This window comes from Flavobacterium bizetiae, assembly GCF_902804475.1.
GTDB classification, from domain to species: domain Bacteria; phylum Bacteroidota; class Bacteroidia; order Flavobacteriales; family Flavobacteriaceae; genus Flavobacterium; species Flavobacterium bizetiae.
This window is the reverse complement of the sequence record NZ_CADCSU010000062.1, coordinates 1-24,056: the sequence shown is the minus strand read 5'-3', so window position 1 is coordinate 24,056 and position 24,056 is coordinate 1. Positions and strand designations below refer to the sequence as shown.

The 24,056-nt window shown below is 35.3% G+C and carries 18 protein-coding genes; 6 read left to right on the top strand and 12 right to left on the bottom strand.

All coding sequences use genetic code 11. From position 1 onward, the window contains the following. Positions 1-15: 15 nt before the first annotated feature. The 3 genes from FLACOL7796_RS06480 to FLACOL7796_RS06470 are packed head-to-tail and all read left to right on the top strand — an operon-like array spanning position 16 to position 4,526. Complete coding sequence (locus FLACOL7796_RS06480) at positions 16-2,835, top strand: AsmA family protein (RefSeq protein WP_173970001.1); 2,820 nt, start codon at positions 16-18, stop codon at positions 2,833-2,835. A gap of 6 nt (positions 2,836-2,841) precedes the next feature. Then, complete coding sequence (locus FLACOL7796_RS06475; RefSeq protein ID WP_173970000.1) at positions 2,842-3,330, top strand: low affinity iron permease family protein; 489 nt, start codon at positions 2,842-2,844, stop codon at positions 3,328-3,330. Next, on the top strand, positions 3,327-4,526 hold the full coding sequence (locus tag FLACOL7796_RS06470; protein ID WP_173969999.1) for an NAD(P)/FAD-dependent oxidoreductase: 1,200 nt from the start codon (positions 3,327-3,329) through the stop codon (positions 4,524-4,526). The genes FLACOL7796_RS06475 and FLACOL7796_RS06470 overlap by 4 nt, the downstream gene beginning before the upstream one ends. An 82-nt stretch (positions 4,527-4,608) precedes the next feature. On the opposite strand, the gene FLACOL7796_RS06465 is transcribed toward FLACOL7796_RS06470, so the two are convergent. From FLACOL7796_RS06465 to FLACOL7796_RS06455, 3 genes are all read right to left on the bottom strand, one after another. Then, positions 4,609-4,932 (bottom strand): cupin domain-containing protein, encoded by a 324-nt coding sequence (locus tag FLACOL7796_RS06465; protein WP_173969998.1) that lies wholly within the window; start codon positions 4,930-4,932, stop codon positions 4,609-4,611. Positions 4,933-5,022: 90 nt separating this feature from the next. After that, positions 5,023-5,973: a bifunctional helix-turn-helix transcriptional regulator/GNAT family N-acetyltransferase gene (locus tag FLACOL7796_RS06460; protein ID WP_173969997.1), complete on the bottom strand. Its 951-nt coding sequence runs from the start codon at positions 5,971-5,973 to the stop codon at positions 5,023-5,025. Between the two features lie 318 nt (positions 5,974-6,291). Continuing rightward, positions 6,292-7,317, bottom strand: coding sequence for a helix-turn-helix domain-containing protein (locus FLACOL7796_RS06455; protein ID WP_173969996.1), 1,026 nt, complete (start codon positions 7,315-7,317; stop codon positions 6,292-6,294). A 217-nt stretch (positions 7,318-7,534) separates the two neighbouring features. Between FLACOL7796_RS06455 and FLACOL7796_RS06450 the strand changes: the two genes are divergently transcribed. Both FLACOL7796_RS06450 and FLACOL7796_RS06445 read left to right on the top strand, forming a co-directional pair. Beyond that, the gene (locus FLACOL7796_RS06450) at positions 7,535-8,020 is read left to right on the top strand and encodes a DNA-deoxyinosine glycosylase (protein ID WP_173969995.1); all 486 of its coding nucleotides are present in this window, start codon (positions 7,535-7,537) and stop codon (positions 8,018-8,020) included. 305 nt (positions 8,021-8,325) lie between these two features. Then, entirely contained in the window at positions 8,326-8,760 is a 435-nt protein-coding gene (locus FLACOL7796_RS06445) for a DUF6526 family protein (protein WP_173969994.1), read from the top strand. Between the two features lie 25 nt (positions 8,761-8,785). Here FLACOL7796_RS06445 and FLACOL7796_RS06440 read toward each other — a convergent pair whose 3' ends face one another. The 3 genes from FLACOL7796_RS06440 to FLACOL7796_RS06430 form a co-directional block, all read right to left on the bottom strand. Next, positions 8,786-9,955: a hypothetical protein gene (locus FLACOL7796_RS06440; protein ID WP_173969993.1), complete on the bottom strand. Its 1,170-nt coding sequence runs from the start codon at positions 9,953-9,955 to the stop codon at positions 8,786-8,788. 459 nt (positions 9,956-10,414) lie between these two features. Next, positions 10,415-11,833: an MATE family efflux transporter gene (locus FLACOL7796_RS06435; RefSeq protein ID WP_173969992.1), complete on the bottom strand. Its 1,419-nt coding sequence runs from the start codon at positions 11,831-11,833 to the stop codon at positions 10,415-10,417. Between the two features lie 149 nt (positions 11,834-11,982). Then, positions 11,983-12,447, bottom strand: coding sequence for a MarR family winged helix-turn-helix transcriptional regulator (locus FLACOL7796_RS06430; RefSeq protein ID WP_173969991.1), 465 nt, complete (start codon positions 12,445-12,447; stop codon positions 11,983-11,985). A gap of 171 nt (positions 12,448-12,618) precedes the next feature. Here FLACOL7796_RS06430 and FLACOL7796_RS06425 point away from each other — a divergent pair, with 171 nt between their 5' ends. Continuing rightward, a complete protein-coding gene (locus FLACOL7796_RS06425) occupies positions 12,619-13,536 on the top strand; it encodes a hypothetical protein (protein ID WP_173969990.1) in 918 nt (305 codons plus the stop codon). Between the two features lie 416 nt (positions 13,537-13,952). Here FLACOL7796_RS06425 and FLACOL7796_RS06420 read toward each other — a convergent pair whose 3' ends face one another. The 6 genes from FLACOL7796_RS06420 to FLACOL7796_RS06395 form a co-directional block, all read right to left on the bottom strand. Then, positions 13,953-15,971: a glycoside hydrolase family 97 protein gene (locus tag FLACOL7796_RS06420; protein WP_173969989.1), complete on the bottom strand. Its 2,019-nt coding sequence runs from the start codon at positions 15,969-15,971 to the stop codon at positions 13,953-13,955. Between the two features lie 26 nt (positions 15,972-15,997). Then, complete coding sequence (locus FLACOL7796_RS06415) at positions 15,998-17,242, bottom strand: glycoside hydrolase family 71/99-like protein (protein ID WP_173969988.1); 1,245 nt, start codon at positions 17,240-17,242, stop codon at positions 15,998-16,000. A 417-nt stretch (positions 17,243-17,659) separates the two neighbouring features. Continuing rightward, complete coding sequence (locus FLACOL7796_RS06410) at positions 17,660-19,174, bottom strand: RagB/SusD family nutrient uptake outer membrane protein (RefSeq protein WP_173969987.1); 1,515 nt, start codon at positions 19,172-19,174, stop codon at positions 17,660-17,662. A 23-nt stretch (positions 19,175-19,197) separates the two neighbouring features. Next, entirely contained in the window at positions 19,198-22,218 is a 3,021-nt protein-coding gene (locus FLACOL7796_RS06405) for a SusC/RagA family TonB-linked outer membrane protein (RefSeq protein WP_173969986.1), read from the bottom strand. 29 nt (positions 22,219-22,247) lie between these two features. Then, positions 22,248-23,330 carry a hypothetical protein gene (locus FLACOL7796_RS06400; protein ID WP_173969985.1) on the bottom strand — a complete coding sequence of 361 codons (1,083 nt, stop codon included), beginning with the start codon at positions 23,328-23,330 and terminating at the stop codon, positions 22,248-22,250. A gap of 8 nt (positions 23,331-23,338) precedes the next feature. Beyond that, positions 23,339-23,863, bottom strand: coding sequence for a DUF5004 domain-containing protein (locus tag FLACOL7796_RS06395; RefSeq protein WP_173969984.1), 525 nt, complete (start codon positions 23,861-23,863; stop codon positions 23,339-23,341). Positions 23,864-24,056: the final 193 nt, after the last annotated feature.

Sequence of the window (24,056 nt, the reverse complement as noted above, 5' to 3'; positions counted from 1 at the left end):
ATAAATTAAAATACTATGAAAACTTCATATAAAAATATAAGCCTGAAAATCTTAAAAGTAACAGGAATAGTAATAGCAAGTATCTTGCTATTACTGTTTTTGATACCATTGCTATTTCCCGGAACCGTTGCTACTGAAGTAAAGAAAATCGCTAACGAACGATTGGATACTAAACTGGATTTTTCGAAATCCAGACTTTCGTTTTTTACACACTTCCCTTCTTTAACCGTTTCACTTGATGATTTGTCAATGACAGGATCGGCGCCATTTAGCAATGATACTTTGTTGAAAGCAGAGCAAGTCGCTTTTGGTATCAACTTAAAAAGGTTAATTTTTGATAATGAAGTAAAAATTAATAAACTCTACGTTTCTAAAGCTTTAATCAATATAATGGTGAACCAAAAAGGACAAGCCAATTATAATATTTATGTTGCTCCGGAAGATCGGGACAAAAAACCAAATGATCCTAACGCTCCTGAAGAAGGAACAGCCATCAGATTAGAGCGAATTGACCTAAAAGATTGTCACGTAAAATACAACGACCGTTCGGCTAAAATTCTGGTCGATGCAAAAGGTTTTAATTATATAGGAAAAGGAAATCTTAGCGAAGATATTTTTGATTTAAATACCGATGCCCAAATTGACAATGTCGATTTCTATTACGACAGAACAGCTTATCTTAGAAAAAAAGAAGTTCGTGCTGATTTAATTACCAGAATCAACACGCATGCCCTTTCATTTATTCTTCAAAAAAATGAATTAAGAATCAATAAATTACCGTTGAAATTCACGGGTTTATTTACCATTTTAAGAGAAGGATATAAAATAAATATCAAAGCAGCATCTGAAAATACAACCCTAAAAGATTTATTTTCTGTAATGCCTCCTGAATATTTAACCTGGATGAACGAAACTGAAATCTCAGGAAATAGTGATTTGCTTTTTACTTTTAAAGGAGATTATAATGTTGCAAAAAAACAAAAACCGGATTTGGCTTTTAATTTAAAAATCGATAAAGGAGCCATAAATTATCAAAATGCCCCTGCTCCTCTTACTGATTTTCAAATGAATCTAAATGCTGTTTTACCTTCATTAGATATCGAAAAATTATTGATTAATCTTCAAACCTTTAAATTTAAAGTAGGCGAAAAAGATTATTTCACCGCTTATTTACACAGCAAAGGCTTTAACGAAATGACCGTTGATGCAAGTGTAAAAGGCGCATTAGATCTTGCTACCGTTGATGCCGCTTTAGGATTGAGCAGTATTGATCTTAAAGGAACTTTAAAAACAAATATTCAGGCAAAAGGAATTTTTAGTACTTCGAAAAAATTATTCCCTAAAACAATTGGCGGAATTGCTTTGCACAACGGCTGGCTAAAAACAGACTCCTATCCTAACCCAATTAAAGACATTACGTTTGTGGCCAATGTGCTCAACAAAGCCGGAACTTTTCAGGATTTAATTGTGGCCGTGGCTCCCGCTTCTTTTGTTTTTGAAGGAAACCCAATGTATGTAAACGCTACATTATCTGATTTTAGTGATTTGGCTTATAATGCTAAAATAAAAGGAGAACTTAATGTAGGACGAATTTATCAGGTTTTCTCTCAAAAAGGACTTGATGTTACGGGTTATGCCAAAGCCGATCTTTCACTTAAAGGAAAACAAAGTTATGCAACCAAAGGACAATATGATAAACTGGATAATCGCGGAACTATTGTTTTAAAAAATATCAAAGCAACATCAGAACTTTTCCCGAAATCATTTTTTATCAAACAAGGAAACTTCCGTTTTCAGAATGAGAAAATGTGGTTTGAAAGATTTGACGCGACTTATGGAAAATCAGATTTTGCCATAAACGGCTATTTGCTTAATACCATTAATTACTTTCTGGAATCGCACGGAACTTTAAGCGGAAACTTTAACATGAAATCCAAACTGATTAATGTTGATGAATTTATGGCGCTCAAAAAAGGCGAAAATACAGATCGAAATATCGAAGTGGAATACGCCAAAGAAGATCATCCAAAAATGAGCGGCGTTGTTATTGTGCCTAAAAACTTAAATGTTGCCCTTACGGCAAATGCAGATAAAGTAGAATACAACGGATTGGTTTTAAACAAACTTACTGGTAAAGTCGGAATGACAAAAGAGGGGTTTTATTTAGAAAATGCCAATTTTAATATTATCGATTGTTTAGTAGGAATCAATGCAACTTATAAAGACGAATCACCAACAGGGGCACATTTTGATGCACATTTTACAGCCAAGGATTTTAGTGTACAACGCGCTTACAAAGAAATCCCAATGTTTCATGATATGGTTACAGCGGCAGAAAAAGCACAAGGAATTATATCTGTAGATTATAAAGTAAAAGGCGATCTAGACGGTAATATGAGTCCGATTTATGCTTCTCTTCAAGGTGGCGGGAAACTGAATTTACGCGATGTAAAAGTCAAAGGATTAAAATTATTTGACGGTATTAGTTCACAAACCGGACAAAAAGGCCTTGATGATCCCAACTTAAAAGGAATCGAAATCAACTCGACGATCGATCGTAATTTAATTCATATAGAAAGCTTCACTTTTAGTGTCGCCAGTTTTAGACCTACAATAAAAGGAACCACAAGTTTCGACGGACTTTTAGATTTACGCATGCGATTAGGTTTGCCTCCTTTTGGTATCATAGGATTTCCTATTGTTATTACCGGGACGCATGAAGATCCTAAAATTAAAATCTTTAGTAAAACCGGTCAAAAAATTTATGAAGCCGTTTATGATGAAAAACACAATAAGGTTGTTCGGAAAGAAAAAGCAAGTAAACGTAAAAGTTAAATTCAAATGAAAACTAAAAAACAAAACAAGACCAGTGCTTTCGAAAAGTTCGCGACTCATGTTTCTAAAGCCGCAGGAAGTACAACCGCTTTTATTGGTGCCTTTTTACTTGTAGTCGTCTGGGCCGTTTCGGGACCCATTTTCGATTATTCAGAAACCTGGCAGCTGGTCATCAATACCGGAACAACAATTATTACTTTCCTGATGGTTTTTCTTATTCAGAAGGCACAAAATAAAGATTCGCTTGCCATTCAATTAAAGCTAAACGAATTGGTGGCATCCAACGAATATTCCAGCAATAGTCTGGTAGATATTGAAAGTATGACCGAAGAAGAAATGATCATTGTACAAAAATACTATCATAAACTGAGTGAATTGGCCAAAAAGGACGAAAGCATAAGAAGTTCCCATTCTATTGCTGAAGCCTCTGAACAACACGAAAGAAAAGACAAAAACAGAACTAAATTACGTACCCGAAATATAACCAAAAAATGAAACTACGTTCCTCTGAAACTTTTTGGCCCTTAAAAAGTGCCATGAAATACAGTTATCCGTCTATAGATGCCGATCTTTCTACTGAGATCCTAATTATTGGCGGAGGAATTACCGGAGCTTTAATTGCTTATAAATTAATCTCCGAAGGCAAAAAAGTAATACTTGTTGACCGACGCGACGTTGCAAACGGAAGTACTGCCGCAAGTACGGCTTTGCTGCAATACGAAATCGACGTTTCGCTGCATGAACTCATAAAAATCAGAGGAACCGAATGTGCTGTAGACAGTTACACCAACGGCAAAAAAGCCATCTTTGATTTGCGTACCATTATAGATACCATAAAAAGCGAGTGTCAGTTTGAGTTTAAAAAAAGCATTTATTACTGTTCCTTAAAAAAAGATATTCCGTTTTTAAAGAACGAATTTAAATGCCGTAAAGAGCACGGATTTGATGTAAACTGGCTCGAACGATGGGATTTGGAGAAAATGGGCTTAAATGCAATTGCAGCCATTGAATCTAAAACTGCTGCCGTAATGGATCCTTATAAACTTGCGAATGACTTACTGCATTACTGCAAAAAAAAGGGAATGCAGATTTTTGACCGTACCAATATTACGTCCATTCAAAATCAAAAGTCAAAATTGATAGCGCATACCGAAAATAAATTTACGATTACCGCAGAACATATCATTCATTGCAGCGGTTATGAAAGCACCGAAACACTAACCGAAAAAGTAGTAGACTTAAAAAGTACCTTTGTCATTGCATCCGAAAATCTGGAAGTTTTACCAACCGCTTTTAAAAACGCTATTTTTTGGGATACTTCTTCGCCTTACTTGTATTTTAGAGTGACCTCAGATAACAGAATTATCATGGGTGGCAGCGACGAAGATTTTAAAGATACTAAAAAACGCGATAAACTATTGCCTAAAAAAGAACAATATCTATTAAGGCATTTCAAGAAAAAATTTCCCAATATCAATTTCAAAATTGATTATTCCTGGGCGGGAACTTTTGGAGAAACAAAAGACGGTCTACCCTACTTTGGAAAACCCGACCCAAGCAAAAATGAACATTACGTCCTGGGCTTCGGCGGAAACGGAATCACCTTTAGCGTTATAGGCATGAACTCTATTATGGATTCTATTAATAATAAAAAGAATCAGGATTTAGAGTATTATCGTTTTGGGAGATAAATAAGGTGCAAAGGCACAAAGGTTCAGAGGAACAAAGGTTTAAACCTCTGAGCCTTTGTTGCTCTGAACCTTTTAACCTTGATTATAAATAATCCTCTCTTATTGGTGTAAAAACATCTACTACTTCTCCGGCTTCGATGATTTCGATAGAATGCTCAATATTGGCAGGAATCGAATACGTATCACCTTCTGATAATGCAAATTCTTCTCCTCCAAATTTTAAGTTGTACTTACCTGAAATCACGTATCCGCTTTGCTCATTGGGATGTTTATGAAACGGAACATTATCTGTCGCTTTATACAACATTTTTGTTACCATAGAATCTTTTCCTATAGAAAGCACAACAAAATCAACTCCTAAAAACTGTCTTGAAACAGCATTTTCTTTTTTTACAATGTTTTTCATGATTTTTATTTAAAAGGTACAAAGCTGCAAAGACTCAGAGGCTCAAAGTTTTCTTGGCCTTTGAACCTTTATTACTTTGTCACTTTGAACCTAGATTTTTAACTCCATCTGAATATTACAACGCTTATAAGGTGTTGCCAAACCGTATACGCGGTGGAAACCCAGTTTGTAATACAAATTAATGGCAGGTTTTAAGATCGTATTGCTTTCCAGATATATGGTGCTTGCTCCTAATTCTTTGGCGCTTTTTACGATGGCCTGGCCTAATAAAAACCCAATGTTTTTTCCTTGCGCTTTTGGAGAAACCGCCATTTTTGCCATTTCAAAATCATAATTTGAATCCTTCATTTTGATAAGGGCGCAAACTCCAACGGGTTCATTGCGGTACAAAGCCACAAAAATTTTCCCTCCTTTGTTTAAGATGTATTCTTCAGGATTATCCAGCGCTTTATAATCCGCTTCTTCCATTTCGAAGTAAGTCGAAATCCATTCTACGTTTAGGGATTTGAAAGCATCAAGATATTGAGGTTCGAATGCTACGATTTGCACATCGTGACTTTCACGCTTTTTCTTGGCTTCGGTTACTCTTTTAAGCAGGCTTTTTTGTTCCAGTAAAAATTCCCATTCTTCGAGTGCCGCCCAAAGATTGTGTTTAGATTCTGTTATTAAGCTGTCAACAGCGGCTTCAACATCTTGTAATTGCAGTTTTAGTTCTTTCGAAAATTCCCATCCCTGCTTGGTGAGACCTACAATATTTCTGCGTTTATCATTGCTTTTCAGACTTTCTTCTACCAATCCTACAGCAATCATTTCCTGAACAATTTTGCTCACAGAGGGTTGCGAATGACCAATTTCGTTGGCGATTTCGGTAATTGTTATTTCCCTTTCATCCATGAGCGTATAAAATACAGGAAACCACTTTGGCATAAAAGTCATCCCGTAAGACTCATATATTTTGGCCGCATCATCTGTGATAATGGCCGTCATTAAACGTAAGCGACTTCCTAAAGCCACCTTACCTACTTTGTCAAAAAATTCCATATATAATTAATTACATAACTAGTTATGCAAATGTATATATTTTTTAGATACTAAGGTTCTAAGTTGCTAAGAATCTAGTTTTTTTTCGAAATTTTAATGAAAAATAAAAAATATCATGAAAACAAATGCCCTAGCCCTGATAGAAGCGGTATCCTTTTTCTGGCTCCTTTAGCCAGGAAAAGATACAAGTGGATAGCAGGAGATAGCTCCTAAAAAAGATTCAAAATCATTACACTTTTAAACAAAAAAAAGAGACGCACTGCTGTGCGCCTCTACAAGATCTTTGTTCCTTTGAACCTTTGCAACTTTGAACCTCCTCTAAGCTGTTATAGCCAACGGATTCAAATTGAATTTATATTCTTTTGGACTACAATTGAATTTTTGTTTGAATATTTTTGAGAAATAGCTTCTGCTGGTAAAACCAATGCAATAAACGATTTCGGATATATTGAGATCAGAAGTTCTGATTAAAATTTCGGCTTTCAGCACGCGCATGTGGGTAATGTAGTCGTTTACGGTTCTGTTGTGTATGAGTTTAAAACCTTCCTGCAGTTTATTTGGCGATAAACCTGATTTTTTGCTTAAAGATTTAATCGTAAAAGCTTCTTCGGGATTGGCTTTGATGGCTTCAGAAAGTTCTTTGATTTCTTCCATTTCACGCAACGTCAGGCAATTGGTATCTTTGGCATTCATGCACAAATCGTCTGTATGTTGCTGAATTTCCATTGCCAGGATAATTCTTAAAATGCCTTCTTTTAGAAGATTTCTAACAATTCCGGTTTGTGTAACGGCATTTAATTGTTCGATTTTTTCGGCAATTTTTAAGTTATAAGAACCTACGTAAAAGAAATCCTGAACGGTATTATTTTCAAAGAAAGTTTCTTTTACTTTTTGGTTTAATGAGTTGGCAGGATCCTGATGCAAAACATGAGTTCCTACTATTATTAAGGTAAATTTTGTGTTTTTATCTTTTTCAAAAAACAGCACATTATCCTGATTTTTCTTTGAGGTTACAATGGCGGTCTGGAAAGTTTTAAATTTTCTTTCTTCGCCGGTAGTACCAAAACTATGCGATAAACTGCCTTTTGAGCAATAGGCAAAATAAATTGGTGATTCGATAGGATTTACAATTTCCATACGAACATCTGCAGCAAAAGTCATATCGAACTCAACGTACGAAATATTATCATTGAATGAAGCACCAATTATAGATCCTTTTGCAAAACTATTGTTCGTTTCGAGCGTGTATTCGTCTAAATCAAAAGTTACTTTACCGCCTAGATTTGTATGTAGTTCTTCAAAAATATTTTGAATTCTTTCTGTATTTATAGTAACTATTTTCATTTTGCAAGGGATTTTAATTCAACTTCATTTTACATAGATTTACAAAAAAAGAAAGTCCGTTTTGTGGTATTGGATTTCTAAAAATCTACGATTCAAAGTTCGCCCACAAGTCAGGCAAAAATGTTATATAATTTTTCTAAATTGTTTTATAATTACTTCTGCATGATGTTTTTAACGGTAATATTTTTTACCTTTCTACTATAATAGTAATACATATATGAAAAGTTTTTCGTTTGCACCAATATCAAACAACGAGGCTAACATTTTGATTCTGGGTACAATGCCGGGAACAAAGTCATTAGAACTGAACCAATATTACGGTCACAACCAAAATAATTTCTGGAAATTCATGTTCGCCATTTTTAATGAAGATTTCTCGAATGATTACGAAACTAGAAAAGCGCTTTTGCAAAAAAACAAAATTGCCTTATGGGATGTTTTACAGTTTTGCGACAGGGTTGGAAGTTTAGACAGCGCGATAAAAAACGAAATCGCGAATGATTTTGAAACGTTTTTAAAACAACATCCCAACATTAAAACGATATTATTCAACGGACAAAAAGCGGCGGCGTTCTTTAAAAAATATGTTCAGCTAAAAAATCCGTATCAACTTATAACTTTACCCTCTACAAGTCCTGCAAATGCAGCAAAAACATATCAGTCGAAACTAGACGAGTGGAAAATTATAAACTCTTTATCTTAAACTAAACAACGAAAAAATATGCATTAAACCTTAAAAGTTGAAATAATATAACATTTGCCTTTTAAAATATAACAGCTTTTTTTACCAACTCAACTAATTTTACCAAAGAGATTAAAGACAGATTAAAGCCATTGAAAAAGAGAATGAAAGTGAGGCTTTTTAAATATAGATACTACTAAGAGAACTTGAAAAAGTTTAATTATAAAGAGAACATTGGTTATGTTAGTTTATTTTTGGAAAAAAAGCTATTCTATTTTTTTAGGGTAGCTTTTGTTTTTTTGATAGCAAACCGTAAATAAATAATTATGAAAATCCAGACCTATTACAATCATATCAGGTTTTATACCCCGCATCATTTTGTTTACTACCCTATTCTTACCATCTTTCTGGCGGCAAGTATTTACTTTGCTTTTACAACAAACGATACCTTAATATGGTCGTTTATTAGCGTTGTTTTTGTGTTTTTATTTTGCCTTGCTTTTATGTTGCGCCAGCATTATGCCCTTATTCTGCAAAACAGAATTGTGCGACTGGAACTTCGTTACCGCTATTTCACCCTAACCGGAAAAAGATTTGAGGAAATCGAATACAAACTAACCGATGATCAGATTTTTGGACTTCGCTTTGCGCCGGATAACGAACTTTTGCCTCTTATAGAAGACGCACTAAAAAATAACCTAAGCGGAGACGCCATCAAAAAAGCAATCGTACACTGGAAAGCCGATTATAACCGGGTATAAAATTTCAATAAAAATGCAGGTTTTTCTATGCAGTTTTTCTTTTATAATTAAATAAAATATAAATCAAGAACCCAATCAGCCAAGCGCCTACAACTACAGCAAAGAAGATTTCGATAATCGACGGATGAAGATATTTTGGTTCGTAGAATAATCGCTCCAGCGTATCAAATTTTTCTGTCAGCGCTTTTCTGTCATAATTATTTCTAATCGCATTCAACGGTTCGCGAGTGTTCTTTTGATAATGGCGCACATCTTTTGCCAGATCTTTAGGCACCAAACTCGTTTCGATTTTGTATTTTCTTAAAAGCGTATCCAGTTGTTTAAAATTATTAAGCAACGAATCTTCCTTAGTTTTATAAAGCAATTTATAGCGTTTTACTGCAGCATCATATTGCTGTTTCTCTATCGGAATGCCTTTTACAGACTTGTACAACGCTTTATTCTCAACAAAAATGCAAATATTCTCATCGTAATCAGGATTTACGCGCATGCCTTTATAGATAATTTCGGTACTGTCTTTTATCACATTTTTTTTGATGATGCGTTCCAAAAGCTCTTTTTTACCAAATCCAATACTATCTAAAATCGTACTTGCAGCGCCCGAAACTTTGTTCAAATCCGTCGTTAGCATTTTTAGCGTATCAATACTATAATAATTATACTCTACACTATAATAATTACCATACAAAGTACTATCAATCACCTCGATAACCGGATAAGGTTTTGGGTATAAAATATTTACCGGATTAAATAATTTCTCTGAACTATAAGAAGTATAATTATACAAAAACGGACGCAAAACATTCAATAACTCTTTGTCTTTATTCAGTTTTGCCTCAGACAATTCAGTTCTCATTTTTGCATTCAGTCCAAAACTGTAACTAATAAAAAATGAAAAACTAAAGAAAGAAATCAACAATAATAAACCACCAATTTTAAGCAGATTTACAAAAGAATAATTTTTCCTCGAATGATTTTTTAATAAAAAAATCAAGAAGAAAAGTAAAAACAAACCCGTTATAAAAAAATGCGAAATAGACACATCATCATAAAACTTAAACCTGTAAAACTCTGTATAAATGTCGATATTCCCAATTCCTTCAAACTTAAAATAGCCATATAAAAAATAGCCCAAATGAATCAATAATAGTACTACGAAAGACTTTACAAGGTATTGTTTTAATTTTTTATCCATAATTGTTTTCAGATTATACTTTCAAATATAACGTAAATCAATTACAATGGCAATTGCAAAAAATAAAATTCAATGACAATGACAATGGCAATGACAAAAATCAATTACAATCGAAAATAAGATATAATCTAAAAATTTGACATTGATATTGAGTTTTGAAATTGAATTTTAAAATTGATATTGAGTTTTTGAATCCAGGCGTGCCACCATCCCGGCAAGAGGGCAAACTTACTTTGCGCTTATTCGCCCTCTTACCGGCATGCTGTCGGGCTATCCGCTCCGCCGCGGCGGACTGCTCCTATCCCTCACGCGACACACGTTCTAAGACAAAACAAAAAAAAAGACGCACATCAGCACGTCTATAAATTAAACCTTAGAATCTTAGATTCTCAGCAACTTAGAGCCTTAAAGAAAAACCTTAGATCCTTAGATCCTTAGATCCTCAGCAACTCAGAACCTTTATTTAACCTCAAATCCTTCCTTCACAATTTCCTTTTCAACCTTATTAATAAGTTTATTCATTTTGCCCGTAAGCCTTTCTTTTTTCCAGTCGCCTTTGGCATAAATAAGCATTGTAACAATTGCCGTAACAACCGTCGAAATTGGGAAAGCCCACCAAATACCAATTGCCCCAAGCGAAGTATTATGAGATAATATATATGCCAGCGGAAACTGCAAAACCCACTGCGAAACCAGCGTTAAAATCATAGGAAGCGTCGTATTACCAACAGCCCTGAAAACGCCCAGTAAGCACATTTGAAGTCCCAGAAATCCCCATGAAAGACACGTAATTCTTAAAAAAGTAGTTCCTCCCGCGATTACCTCAGGCTCGTTTGGAACGAAAAAAGCAATTAAATAAGGCGCCAAAACATAGGCGATTATTCCAATTCCCGTTAATAACCCAAAACCTAGATAAGCGCCTAATTTTGCGATCCTACCCGCGCGAAGCATATTTCCTGCACCAATATTCTGACCCACCAAAGTCGCAATTGCCATCGAAAGTCCAAGCGCCGGAATCATAATAAGCTGTATTAAGTTCGAGCCCGCTCCATAAGAAGCAACAGTCGTTGTACCAAAATGCACAATTAAAAAAGTAATGGCAGTTAAACCAATTGCTCTCATTGATTGTTCTATCGATGAAGGAAAACCAATTTTAAAAGCTTTTTTAATATGCTTAAAATCGGGTTTAAAATCTCTGGTTTGCAAATGAATACCATGTTTTCCTCTAAACAAAATCACAAACCCTATTATTATCGCCAGACTTTGCGTTGATAAAGTCGCCAAAGCCGCTCCTTTTACGCCCATTGCCGGAATAAAATGCCATCCAAAAATAAACAACGGATCTAAAGCAAAATTCAGAATCACCGTTCCCAATACAATATAAACCGGCAAAGTAACACGCCCAACCCCTCGCATAACCGACTGAAAAATCATGAAACTAAAACTAAAAACAAGTCCGATAAAAGCAATTTGCATAAAGCCCAAAGCATCTTTATAAACCGTTGGCGTTACTTTTAGAATTTGCAAAAAATACGGACTCATAAAATAGCCTATGATCGATAAAACAATCGACGCCGAGATTACCATAAGCAAGGTTTGAGCTGCCACGTGATTTACCATTTCCTGTTGTCCTGCACCAAAATATTGTGCAATAAGTATCGATCCGGCAATAGCCAAGCCGGTTCCTAAAGCAATCATCAGGAAAATTACGGGTGTACTTACAGACACCGCTGCAACGGCGTCTCCGCCCAATCGTCCAACCCAAAAAGCATCTACTAATTGATAAGCGGCTTGTAGTAAATTAGCAATCATAATTGGCACTGCTAATTTTAATAAGGAAGAAAGTATAGGACCTTCTAATAATTCGTTTTTGTTCATTTTGTATTTTCTATAATATTGTTTTCATTGTTTTTTGCCTCAGATTATAAAGATTAAAATGATTATTAAAACCAATAAAAATCCGTTCAATCAATAAAATCAGTGGCTAATTTCTTTGTTGACATGTCAACCTTTAAAACCTAAAAAAATTAAAGCGTATCTAATTTGTCTGCGTAACCTCTGATTGTTTGTAAAGCTTCTGATCTTTCTTTGACTGAAAAAACAGCCAAAACCTCATCTTCTGCCCTATTCATTAAAATTCTAATGTTTTTGGCCAAATCGATTCCTTCATCTGTAAGGCTTACGATATTCTTTCGTTTATCGCCTTTGTCTTTTTTAACGACAACCAAACCCTTCTTTTCTAAGGCATTGATACTTCTCAAAATAGACGATTTATCCCTCATGGTAATATCGGAGAGTTCTCTTTGCGAACGGCTGTCACTTTGAAGAATCATAATTAACGGGAGTTGTTCTAACTGCAAAGTAATTCCTGCTTCGTTCATTAAGGCATTAGTATGACGAAAGATCGTACGCTTCATTCGATGTATCTGAAAGAAAAAACTATCTGAAATGTTCTCTCTAGAAGTATTAAAATCTGTTTTATCTTTTTCCATGATACAAAACTACAAAAAAGAGTGACATGTCAACTAATTTTAACAAAACCCATAATTTACTGATAGTCAATAGATTTATTCAAATAATAAAGATCAAAAATAAAAATGCATGATTTTTTTTGTTAACTTTAAGTGTTAAAAATTTATCAATAAAATTTAAAAATAAATACAATGAAAAACTTATTTTATTTTTTGATAGTTTCCTTTTTGTCCCTTTCCCTTCAGGCTCAAACCACCGCCGAAATTCCGGTAGAAAATGCTCTCCCAGCTTTACAAAACAATGCTTCAGAAGATTTTCAGGATTACGACGCCACTGATTTACCATGGCACGACAGACGTTTTAAAGTAACTGCCGGAGCTTTTTTTCCTGTTAACAATACAGAAATCGAAGTTGGAACAAATAACGGAAACAGAGGTACAAAAATAGATCTTGAAGACGATTTAGGGTTTTCGAAATCAAGCGTGTCTTTTATGGCAACATTTGACTGGCGAATTTCAAAAAGATCCAGATTGGGTTTTGAATATTTTTCTTTAGATAGAACTTCCACAAAAACGCTTCAAAGAGAAATCACTTTTGGTGAACACACCTACAATGTAAATACAAGTGTAACAGCCTTTTTTGATGTTCAGATTGCGAGAATCGCTTACGGTTATGCTTTTTTGGCAAAGCCAAAATATCAGGCTGGTTTATTAATTGGGGCTCACGTACTTTTTACAGATGTGGGTTTACGTGTTAATGCGAATCAGCTTAGTGCAGAATATAAAGATAGTTTTAATTTCACCGCTCCCTTACCAGACATCGGGATTTGGGGTGATTTTGTATTAGCCAAACGCTTTGGATTGTATGTCAACGCCAATTATCTCGCCCTAAAAATCGACGATATCGATGGCCGAATCATCAGCTATAATCTTTCTCTTTTATACAATGTGCACAAAAATTTTAGCCTTACCGCTGGATATACCGGACTGAACTTTAAAGTTGATGCTGTAGAAAAAAGACTCAACGGCTTTCTGAAATGGGGATACAACGGACCTACTTTAGCCGCAGCTTATACTTTTGGCGGGCATATTTCGTATAATAGACATTGATTTTTTCTTTGAGATAGTGAGGCGCTGAGTTGCTAAGGTTCTAAGATGATGTTGTTTTGATTTGGTAGGGTGAATAAAATCCTTATATATCCGCGTTTTCACATTGCGAATCCGTTTAATCCGCGTCTCATTCCTGACATAGTAATCGCAAAACAACCACAATCTTGTCATCCTGACGAAGGAAGGATCACACTTGTAAATCGACAAAGATTAGCGATTCTGATTGCAGAGTTTCTCGCGGAGATCCCTCGTTCCTCGGGATGACAAAAATGAGAGTCGCAACCAAACTTATAATCTCTTAGATGAACTTACATGGTTCAAAAAATAACAAACCCGATATCTTTTTCAAGACATCGGGTTCATTGCGCAAACTTACACTCAAACTTAAACTTAACTCAAAATAATATTAAACTAACTTATTTCTCAATTGGAGAGAATTTTATAGCTGTTCCTCCGCCAGCTGCCAACTTAATATCTAATATTGTTTTACTGTTTACTTTTTGTTTTGCAATTGTCACCGGATACGGATTTGTTTTATAATTCGCTCCTGCTCCATCGGCATAGATTTCGGCTTCGTATTCTTTTCCGGCATCTAAAAATGATAGATTTACTTTTAGATTTCTGGCGAAACTATTAGTGATCGCACCCAAATACCAGTTTTTCTCGTCCCAGTCTTTTCTGGCAATGGTTGTGTATTCTCCTATTTTAGAATCTAAAACTTTAGTATCTGACCAAGTACACGGAACATCTTTTATAAACTGAAATTCCGGTTTTCCTTCGTAATTCTCCGGTAAATCAGATGCCATTTGCAGCGGACTGAAAATGATTACATACAATGCCAATTGGTTTGCTAAAGTAGTTTGAACTCTTGCCCCTGACGGTGTTTTGTAATCAAAATTGAAGTTCCCTGGCGTGTAATCAAACGGGCCTGAAAGCATTCTTGTAAATGGCAAAGTGATTAAATGTTCGGGAGTATTTCCGCCATCAACGGACCATGCATTGTATTCTTGCCCTCTTCCGCCTTCTTGTGTCATAAAGTTCGGGTAAGTACGTTGTAATCCTGTTCCTTTTATAGGTTCGTGATTATCGATCATGATATGGTATTTAGCCGCAGTTTCCATTACTTTTCTGTAATGACGTGCTCCGTACTGGCTATCGTGCCATTCTTTTTTGTCTAAATACTTATTTACATAACCAGTTTTTACGGTATTTACGCCCATTTTCTGATACAATTTAAAGGCATCTTCTAACTGGCTTTCGTAATGTTTTGTAGCTCCCGCTGTTTCGTGATGTCCTATTAAACGAACATTTTTAATAGCGGCATATTTCGTGATTTCTTCCAGATTAAAATCAGGATAGGCTTTTACAAAACTAAAAGAAGATCCGTCAGCAGTCCAGTCGCCATCCCAGCCTTCGTTCCAGCCTTCTACCAGAACTCCGTCTAAATTGTTTTTCGCAGCAAAATCAATGTATTCCTTTGTATTCTTAGTCGTTGCGCCATGTTTTGGCCCTTGTCCCCAGGTGAATTTTTCCAAATGCATTCCCCACCAGATTCCGATATATTTTGAAGGCGTGATCCAGGAAAGGTCTTCAATTTTTGAAGGTTCATTTAAATTCAGCATAATAGTAGATGTTGCTACTTCTCCGGGAGTTTTCCCTACTACAATCGTTCTCCATGGTGTTTTAAACGGAGTTTCAGCATATACTTTTACGCCATTAGCCCACGGCACTAATTCGCTTTTGTATTGTTTATCATTTGTTTTTAATAACGTCATTGAGGCAAAATCAGTTAGGTTGGCTTCGTGAATCGCCACAAATAATTTTTCTTTGGTTTCTAAGGTCGCCGGTGTATTGATGGTATCGGTTTTACTAACAGGCGTTTTACGGTAGGTACTTTCGTAATAACTGTTTTCGCGATGCACCGGGATCCACCAAACATCATTATCTGATTTAAAGGTAAATTGTGTGATTTCGTTTGAAATTTCTACTTTACCTAAATTAGGCTGTTTTGGAAATTCGTATCTAAAACCAACACCATCATCAAAAACTCTGAAAATAATATCAACCAAACGCTCCTGTCCTTTTGACTCTTTCAAATGCACAATTAATTCGGTGTGGTGATCTCGCACTTTTTTAAATTCACCCCAAGGCTGTTCCCAGGTTTCATCAGCTGATTTTTCTTCGGTAGTTACTACTTCAAAACCATCAGTCATTTTTTGAATTCCTTTAAATTCAAATCCAAGTAAAGATGGTTCTATTACTGATTTTCCGTTTGATGTTAAACTATATTGAGGCTGTCCAGAAGGAGTTAATTCAAAAACTAATTCGGTATTTTTTCCGGGAGAACTTATTTTGTATGTTTTTTTAGTACTGCAGGCAACGATCAACATTGATGCTAAAGCGATTAGACAGTATCTATATTTTATGTTTTTCATTATTTAATTGTATTAATTACAACTCTTTATTTAATTTCGTTTAGTAATTGTTTTGCTTTTGCAGGCTGCATCGAAACAAAATAATTAAAAGCCTGATCTAATTTTTTCTGGGCATCGGCATTGCCTTTCTTTTCTACTCGCAGATTGTACATTTTACTGATATCAGGAAAAACAGTTTCGGTGTTTTTTACGCCAGCAAATGCTTTTACTTTTTCTATATATGAATAACCAAATTCTACTGTTGGTTCGAACATTGTTCCTTCTCCAAAGTCATTCCATGTAATTAGTTGCAGGTAATTTAAATTCGCATTTTTAGCCAGAGAAAGTGTTTCGTCAAGAGTTGCTCCATTGTTGTGTTCTATGGTCCATCCAATTGCAGCTCCGCCACCACCTTCGGCATAAAAATCTTTAAAACCTGGATAAGCGCCTCCCATTGCAACCGCTAGTTTTGGTTTGTTATTTGTATAAAAATTATTCAGATAGGTATTGTTTTTATATACCCAGGCATATTCTCCCGCGGCATTATCTCCTGCATCTCCAGATTCGTTCCAGAGTGTTAAAAAAGTAGGTTTTGCAGTCAGGGTATTAAAAACGTTAGTCCATTCGGCTGGTGTTTGCAATACGATTGGTCCAAAATTTAGCAATAATGGTTTTCCGTTTATTTTGATGTAATTTTTATCATCAAAGTAATTTTTCTCCATATAGGCTAAATCGGTTTTTGCTGCGCTGGTAACAGAAATTGCTTTTCCGGCATTTACTACGTTCGGCAAAAAACGATCTTCATAAACAATGGCATAATCTAATCCTACTTTGTCTAACATGGCAATAAGCTGTTCTGTATTTTCTTTTACCATTCGATAATCGTTTACATCAAAAGTGCCGTACCAATCGATTAGAATACCATCGATTCCTGAATACTTCATCAATAATAAATGATTTTCGATCACATTTTTATCGCCTGAATGATAAGGGCCAATGAGTGGATAATAATACGACGCAATTTCCCTGCGATTGTTTGCCCCTATGTTGTTTGGATTTTTGTTGGCCATTGTCCAGTGATATCCCCATTTTTTATCGGCACTACTTTCATTGGTCTCAAACCAAGGCATATAATGAACATAAATTTTGGTGCTATTTGTTTTTCCAATCGCAACAGGTTCAAATGTTTCCGGTTCTGTAGGTTTATCAGAATTTTTATCGTCGCTGCTACAAGCCGTGGCGACAATAATATTCATGATCCCAAAAAACAATAATGTGATAGATCTTTTCATATTGATAATATTTGTTTTTATGACTGGTTGCTAGCGTCTATTTTTTATACTATTACTTCGTTTTTAGCTCACCACCTTTGTCTAAATTATTTCACGCAGATTCAAAAAGATTTAAGCAAATTCTGCAGATTTTATTATTACACTAAAATTTAAATCTGCTTTGATCTGTAAAATCTGCGTGAAACTTTTTTTACCATTTTAATTCTTTATTTCGATAGCTATCGGCCATCGTAAAATTTTCTCTCGCAGATTGTGCAGATCTGGCTGATTTTTTTCTTACACATTAGCAGATTAATTATATCTGTTGAATCTGCCTGAAATAAAATCCTTTTAATCTTTTAATCTGTGGCAAAAATTATCCTTAAAACATGTCAGCCTTCCACGACTAACCAACACGGAAGACTGACATTCAATAACCTAGTTTACAGGATACCCAGGATTTTGTACTAAATTTTTATTTGTTGTTAAAACTGTACTCGGAATTGGGAAAATCGCTCTGTATTTCTCTGTTGGTCCTTTTTCCCACCATGAATTGAAGAATGTTCCAAAACGAATGTTATCTGTTCTTCTTCTTCCTTCAAAAGTAAATTCCTTAAGTAATTCTTTGTCTATAAAAGGAAGATCAATTATTGTAGGCATTTCTTCTCCGGCACGAGCTGTAATTTGTTGTACAAAAGGTTTTGCTAAATCAGCAGATCCTAAACGTACATAACATTCAGCCTGCATCATTAAGATCTCGGCATAACGAATTAAAACTAAATCGTGATCGCGCTCCCATTGTTCTCCGGCTTTCATTTCGTATTTTCCTAAACGAACTCCCTGATTTTCTTTTGCATCAGCAACACTTGTAACTTCTTCTGTATAGGTTAAAGGTTCTCCGTTATCCATAATAATTACAGAACCTGTTGCTACACTAATCTGATCGCCCGCAACCATACATTTTCTTCTTTTATCTGTGGCAGCAAAAGCAGAGTAAACACCTGGTTGTGCACACATTCCGTTTGCACTCCAAGGATAATCTAATCCTGTAGCAGAAATGGTAAGTTTATGTAAATAATGAAGAGACATCGAGTTCATATAATTTCCTACTGTTCCTGCTTTTTGATCGTAAGGAATAGAGAAAATAATCTCTGGCGATTTTTCATTTTCTGTAGCAAAATTGGCGAAGAAATCCGGCGTCAAAGTATATCCTGTTACTTTTTGACACATGTTGATACAATCCTGCCAGCGTGGTGTACCAATAAAAGCTTCTGAATTTAAATACAATCTTGCTAATAATGAATAGGCTACATTTTTTGTAAATTTAGAATACACCACATTTGATGTTAAATACGGAAGCGCATCCAACAATTCTTTTTCTACGAAATCATATACTTGTTTTCTGGTAGAGTTTGATGGCAAAGAGGTATCTTCAAAATTCACTACGATTGGCACATTACCAAATAAATCTAAAAGGTTATAGTAATAATAAGCTCTTAGCGATTTTAATTCGGCATAAATTGGTGCTTTTGCCGCATCTGTCAGGCTTGATTTATCTACCTGATAAATGATCGAATTGATTTTAGCGATTCCGGTGTAGTTGTAACGCCATGCTGATAAAATCATACGGTTGTCTGCTTTCCAGGTATGTCTTTGCGCGTCCTGATATTGACCTCCATCGTACCAGTTGGTTCCTCTGGTTGGAATGGTGGCTTCGTCTGAAACGGTCTCATTCAAAAAGAATACGTACTCACTAGTTGGGTAATTGGTTGATATACCATCAGAAAATCCTCTTAAAGAAGAATAGGCTCCTCCTACTAATGCATCAATTTCTTTTGGTGTTTTTCCAAAATTCCCGTCTTCTACTTTATCATATAAATCTTCATTTAAATCTGTACATGATATCGTAAAAAGCATACTTACTAATAATAATGCTGTTATTTTGACTTTCATTTTTTATATTTTTGAGTTATCGCTTAATTATTCAGCGTAAAATTTAATCCAACAGAAATCGTAGTTGGTCGAGGATAGTTATTAAATCTATCAATTCCGGGAGCCGCCAATCCCGTTTCATCCAATTTACCGGTTTGATTGATACCGTCTTGCGCATTTAACCCAATCTCCGGATCTACCCCTTTGTATTTTGTAAATACAGCAAGGTTTTCTCCCATAAGATAAATTCTAAGTTTTGAACTTTTGTATTTTAATGGCAATGTATATCCTACTGAAACTGTCTGAAGTCTAAAGAAAGAAGCATCTTCGATCCAGTAATCTGAATATTTAGGAGCCGATTTGATTCCGGTATTCAGGAAATCATCCGGAACATTAAAAGTTGGTAATCTATTAGGATCGTTTAGCATCATGTTGGTTGCATTTAATGCTTTTTGACCAAACATTCCGTATCCTGTAATTCCTAAATCAAAGTTTCCGTATGTGAAATTCATTCCGATACCCATAGTCAAATCAGGCTGAATATTTCCTAAATCTGTTTTATCAGCATCTACCAGAGCACTTTCGGCAACGATACCTCCTGCTGCATTATAATATTGAATTTTACCATTTTCGTCAAGTCCCGCATTTTTGAAACCCCAGAATGTTCCAACAGGATAACCCTCAGCAATAATTTGAGAATATTGTCCTGACATACCTGCTAATCCGTGTAAAGATCCGCTGTAGATCACATCTGTTTTATAAGTAGGGTTTGATAGTTTTTCGATTTTTTGAACGTTGTGTCCTAAAGTTAAATTTGCATTCCATGAAAATTTATCTCCTTTTATGATATCGGCATTCAACGTAAGTTCAACTCCTTTGTTAGACATTTCACCAACGTTTGCAAGCATTGTTCCTACTAAATAAGGCGGCTGAGGCACTTCGTAAGTATAAAGCAAATCGTTTGTGTTTTTTGAATAATATTCGAATGAACCTGTGATTCTGTTGAATAAACTAAAATCTACCCCAATGTTTAATTGTTTTGTTGACTCCCATTTTAAGTCAGGATTTGGGTTTTGTTTTGGCGAATAAGCCAAACTCCATCTTCCTGTACTTGGATCGTAGTAACTGTCATTTCCAACTCCTAAAATCGAAAGTGATTTGTATTCTCCAATTCCGTCCTGATTACCGGTAACTCCGTAACCTACTCTAAATTTAAGGGTGTCTAACCATCCTTTTGTTGAACTCATAAACTCCTCGCTAGAAACTTTCCAGGCTACAGATGCAGATGGGAAAGTTCCCCATTTATTGTTTTCTCCAAAACGGCTTGAACCATCTCTTCTTACAGTACCGGTTAGCAAATATTTTCCGTCATAAGAATAATTCGCACGGGCATAAAACGAAACCAGATTTGATTTTCCTTTATAAGAATACACATCGCCTAAACGGTAATTGTAACCTGCACCAAGATTGTTGTAGCTAAAAGCATCTGTAACAAAACCACTACGTTGCGCGCCAAAACCTTCGTAAATATTCTCTAAGTAAGAATATCCGGCAAGAGCTCCAATAGTATGTTTATCGATTACTTTATTATAATTTACATAAAGTTCTCCTTGTGCATTAGCGTATTCAGCATAGGTTTTTTGAGCATATCCTTTTTCATCAACTCCTTCCATAACTGCGTAAGAAGGTTTGTAAGTGCTCCCTTTTACCGCATTATGTTCGTATGAAATATTAGCTACAGCAAGAAAATCTTTTAAAAATTTTACTTCAGTTTTAAAATAACCTAACAATCTGTGTCTTTCGTTATCTACTGTTCTATTGGTTAAAATCTCAACTGGATTTTGGTAGATATTTCCACTTACTGCAGAGAATTCTCCGTTTGAATTGTATACCGGAATTGTTGGATTTAAATTATAAGTACGCTCAAAAATTCTATAATCCATTGGGTGCCATTTGTCAACATTAGCAAATAAACCCATGTCGAATTTCACCTCTTTATTATCTCCAAGATATTGGTAAGCATTGATATTTCCGCTTAATCTTTCAAGACCTGTTTTTTTAATTACTCCTTCATTGTTTAGGTATGAAAGTGAAGTTCTGAAACCGCTGTCAGTTTTACCAGAATTGATACTTAATGTATGCGATTGCGAAATAGCGGTTTGTTCGATTGCTTTTTGCCAGTTTGTATTTCCGCCGTAATCAACAGCATCTTTGTTTCCTGTGCTACGTACATAACCTCTCCATTGATTGGCTGATAAAAGATCTAAATTATCTGTTACATAACCCACACTTGATAATCCGCTGTAGGTTACAGAAACTCCTTTTGTACCTGATTTTGTTGTAATGATAATTACTCCGTTTGCTCCTCTTGATCCATATATAGCTGTTGCCGAAGCATCTTTTAGAACGTCTACAGATTTAATATCTGATGGCTGAACAATGTTAATATCAACTCCAGCAATACCATCTACTACAATAAGCGGACTGTTGCTTGCTGTAAGCGAAGTTCCTCCACGTAAACGAATCGTAGAACCTGCAGCTGGATCTCCAGAAGGACGAATGATATTTAAACCTGCCACTTTTCCTTGTAAAACCTGTTCTGTAGAAGAAATTGTTCCTTTTACCAAATCATCAGCTTTTACACTCGAAATAGCTCCGGTTAAATCTGATTTCTTTTGAGTTCCGTATCCCACAGAAACTACCTGAACTTCTGCAAGCTGATAACCATCATTTTGCAAACGAACATCTATGTTTGGTTTCGTTGCTGATGTGATCTGAATCTTTTGATTTGTAGATCCTATAAACGAAATTTCAATAGAACCTCCTACGGCTACCGTTAAGACAAACTTTCCGTCAAAATCTGTAGTGGTTGCATTTCTGGTTCCTACCTCAATTACCGTTGCTCCCGGTAATACACTTCCTGTATTGTCATGAACGGTACCTGATACCTGCTTTTTTTCCTGTGCAAACATTCCTGCCGAAAGAAAAAGCATGAAAATCATGAATACCACATTTTTAGTAGTCCACATTTGATGCAGGACTATTTTTTTATTTTTACTATTCATTAGAATTGATGTTTTAATTTGATAGTGAATTATTTGTCTAAAGTTTTAAGCGGAATCGTTGTATCCGAAATTGTTTTGTCTTTATTGTCTTTGACCAAAACATGAATTTCACTTAAATTCGGAACATCCTTAAGCTCTGAAACCAAATTGACAAATCCTTTTATCTCAGAAGTTCCTCCGGTAAATTCACCTGAAATAACTTTGCTTCCGGCTGTAATGGTGTAGATTAATTTGTTTACGCCCGATTCGTTATTTTTTCTCGACATTCCAAGAAAATCTTTTTGACTAATTTGTAATGGGAAAAATCCAAAAACCGGTGCTGGCGGCGGTACAAAAGCTCCTGCGTATAAAACCTGATCCGGAGTTGTTCCTGCCCAATTGTCTTTTACCATCAGGAAAACCAGGTTTTCCATCACAAAACCGTCTGGCGCATTATAGTAATCTTTTGGTACCAGATCCATTTTATAAAAGCCGTTTCCTAAATCTTTTAGTTTGGTTTTTTCTGCAATCTCCGGTTTTGACGCTTCGTACATTTGCTGAATACTCCAGTCGTTTAGTCCGCTATGAATATGTACGCTTGTAGCGCCGGCAAATCCAGGAGCCAGATTGGCATTAAACAAAATACTCACTCCTTTATCAAGTGTTGGTTTTGTAGGGTAAGATCTAATTAACTCATTTGCTGTATAAAAGGTCGAAAAATCAGTGTATGGCATATTGGCCACTTCACTTTGTTTCGATCCGTTTTTGTTTTTTATACGAAGCCAGAATCCTGCACTTGCTGCGATTTCAGCAGGTGTTTTTGAAAAATATTGTGTTGGAGTTAAAGTAATGCTCCAAATTTTGTCTTTTACATGGGTTAATTTAGCAAAGTCTGATGAGTTTTCCCAGTTTCCAGCATCTGGTTCTGATGGGGACCAGATCCATAAATATAAAACCTCATTCTCAGCAAATGTGGTTGCCGAAAGGTCAAAAAACCACGTCACTTTTTCATCATATTTGTATACTACAGGAAATGATGTCATACTCCCTACAGCTCCAGTTGTTTCTTGTGCCTGCACAAAATTAGGAGCCATCAACAGGGCAAGTAAAATTGTATATATAAACTTTTTCATATTACTTTTTAATTAATAGCATTTAATTTAAACACATAAGAAACAAACACAATTCCGCCAGAAGCATGATCTAACTGAATTTCCATCTCTCCATTTTTACCCGGAATCGATCCTACTCGAAGTTCATCTGTTTTTTGAGTTTTTTGGGCATCGCTGTACAAATAAATCTTTACAGGATTACCCGGATTTGTTGGCTGAAAATCGGTGCTAAGTCTCCAATATCCTTTTGGGGCAAATAAAGGGGGCACATTTCCTGTAACTTCGTAACTTGTTGGATTGTTCTTTTCATCTACATTAAATTTGATTTTAAAATCTTCGTAGTTGAAATAGGTACTCAAGTTTTCTTCGTTTGGCTCGATCTTATTTGCCTTTGCAAATACATCGACCATTTTCAAATTTGTTAATCCCCAATTTCCACTTACTTTCTCATAAATGGTAATCGGATCAACGTAGCTTCCGTCTTCTGTGTTGTCACAGCCAATGGCAAATAAACACATCATAAGAGCTAACCAGTAAATACTTTTACATCTCATAAATTTTGGTTTTTGTTAGTTTTTCATCCCTTTAAAAGGACAGTACGAAACTAGATGTTAAATAAATCTAAAAAAAAATATCTTTAAAAAATCAAGATATAATTGAACTTTTTTCAACGTCAAATAATTGATAACCAATCAACTAAATCGTTTTCGTGAATTAAAAAATCAAGGTTTTGTTGAGATGAAAAAC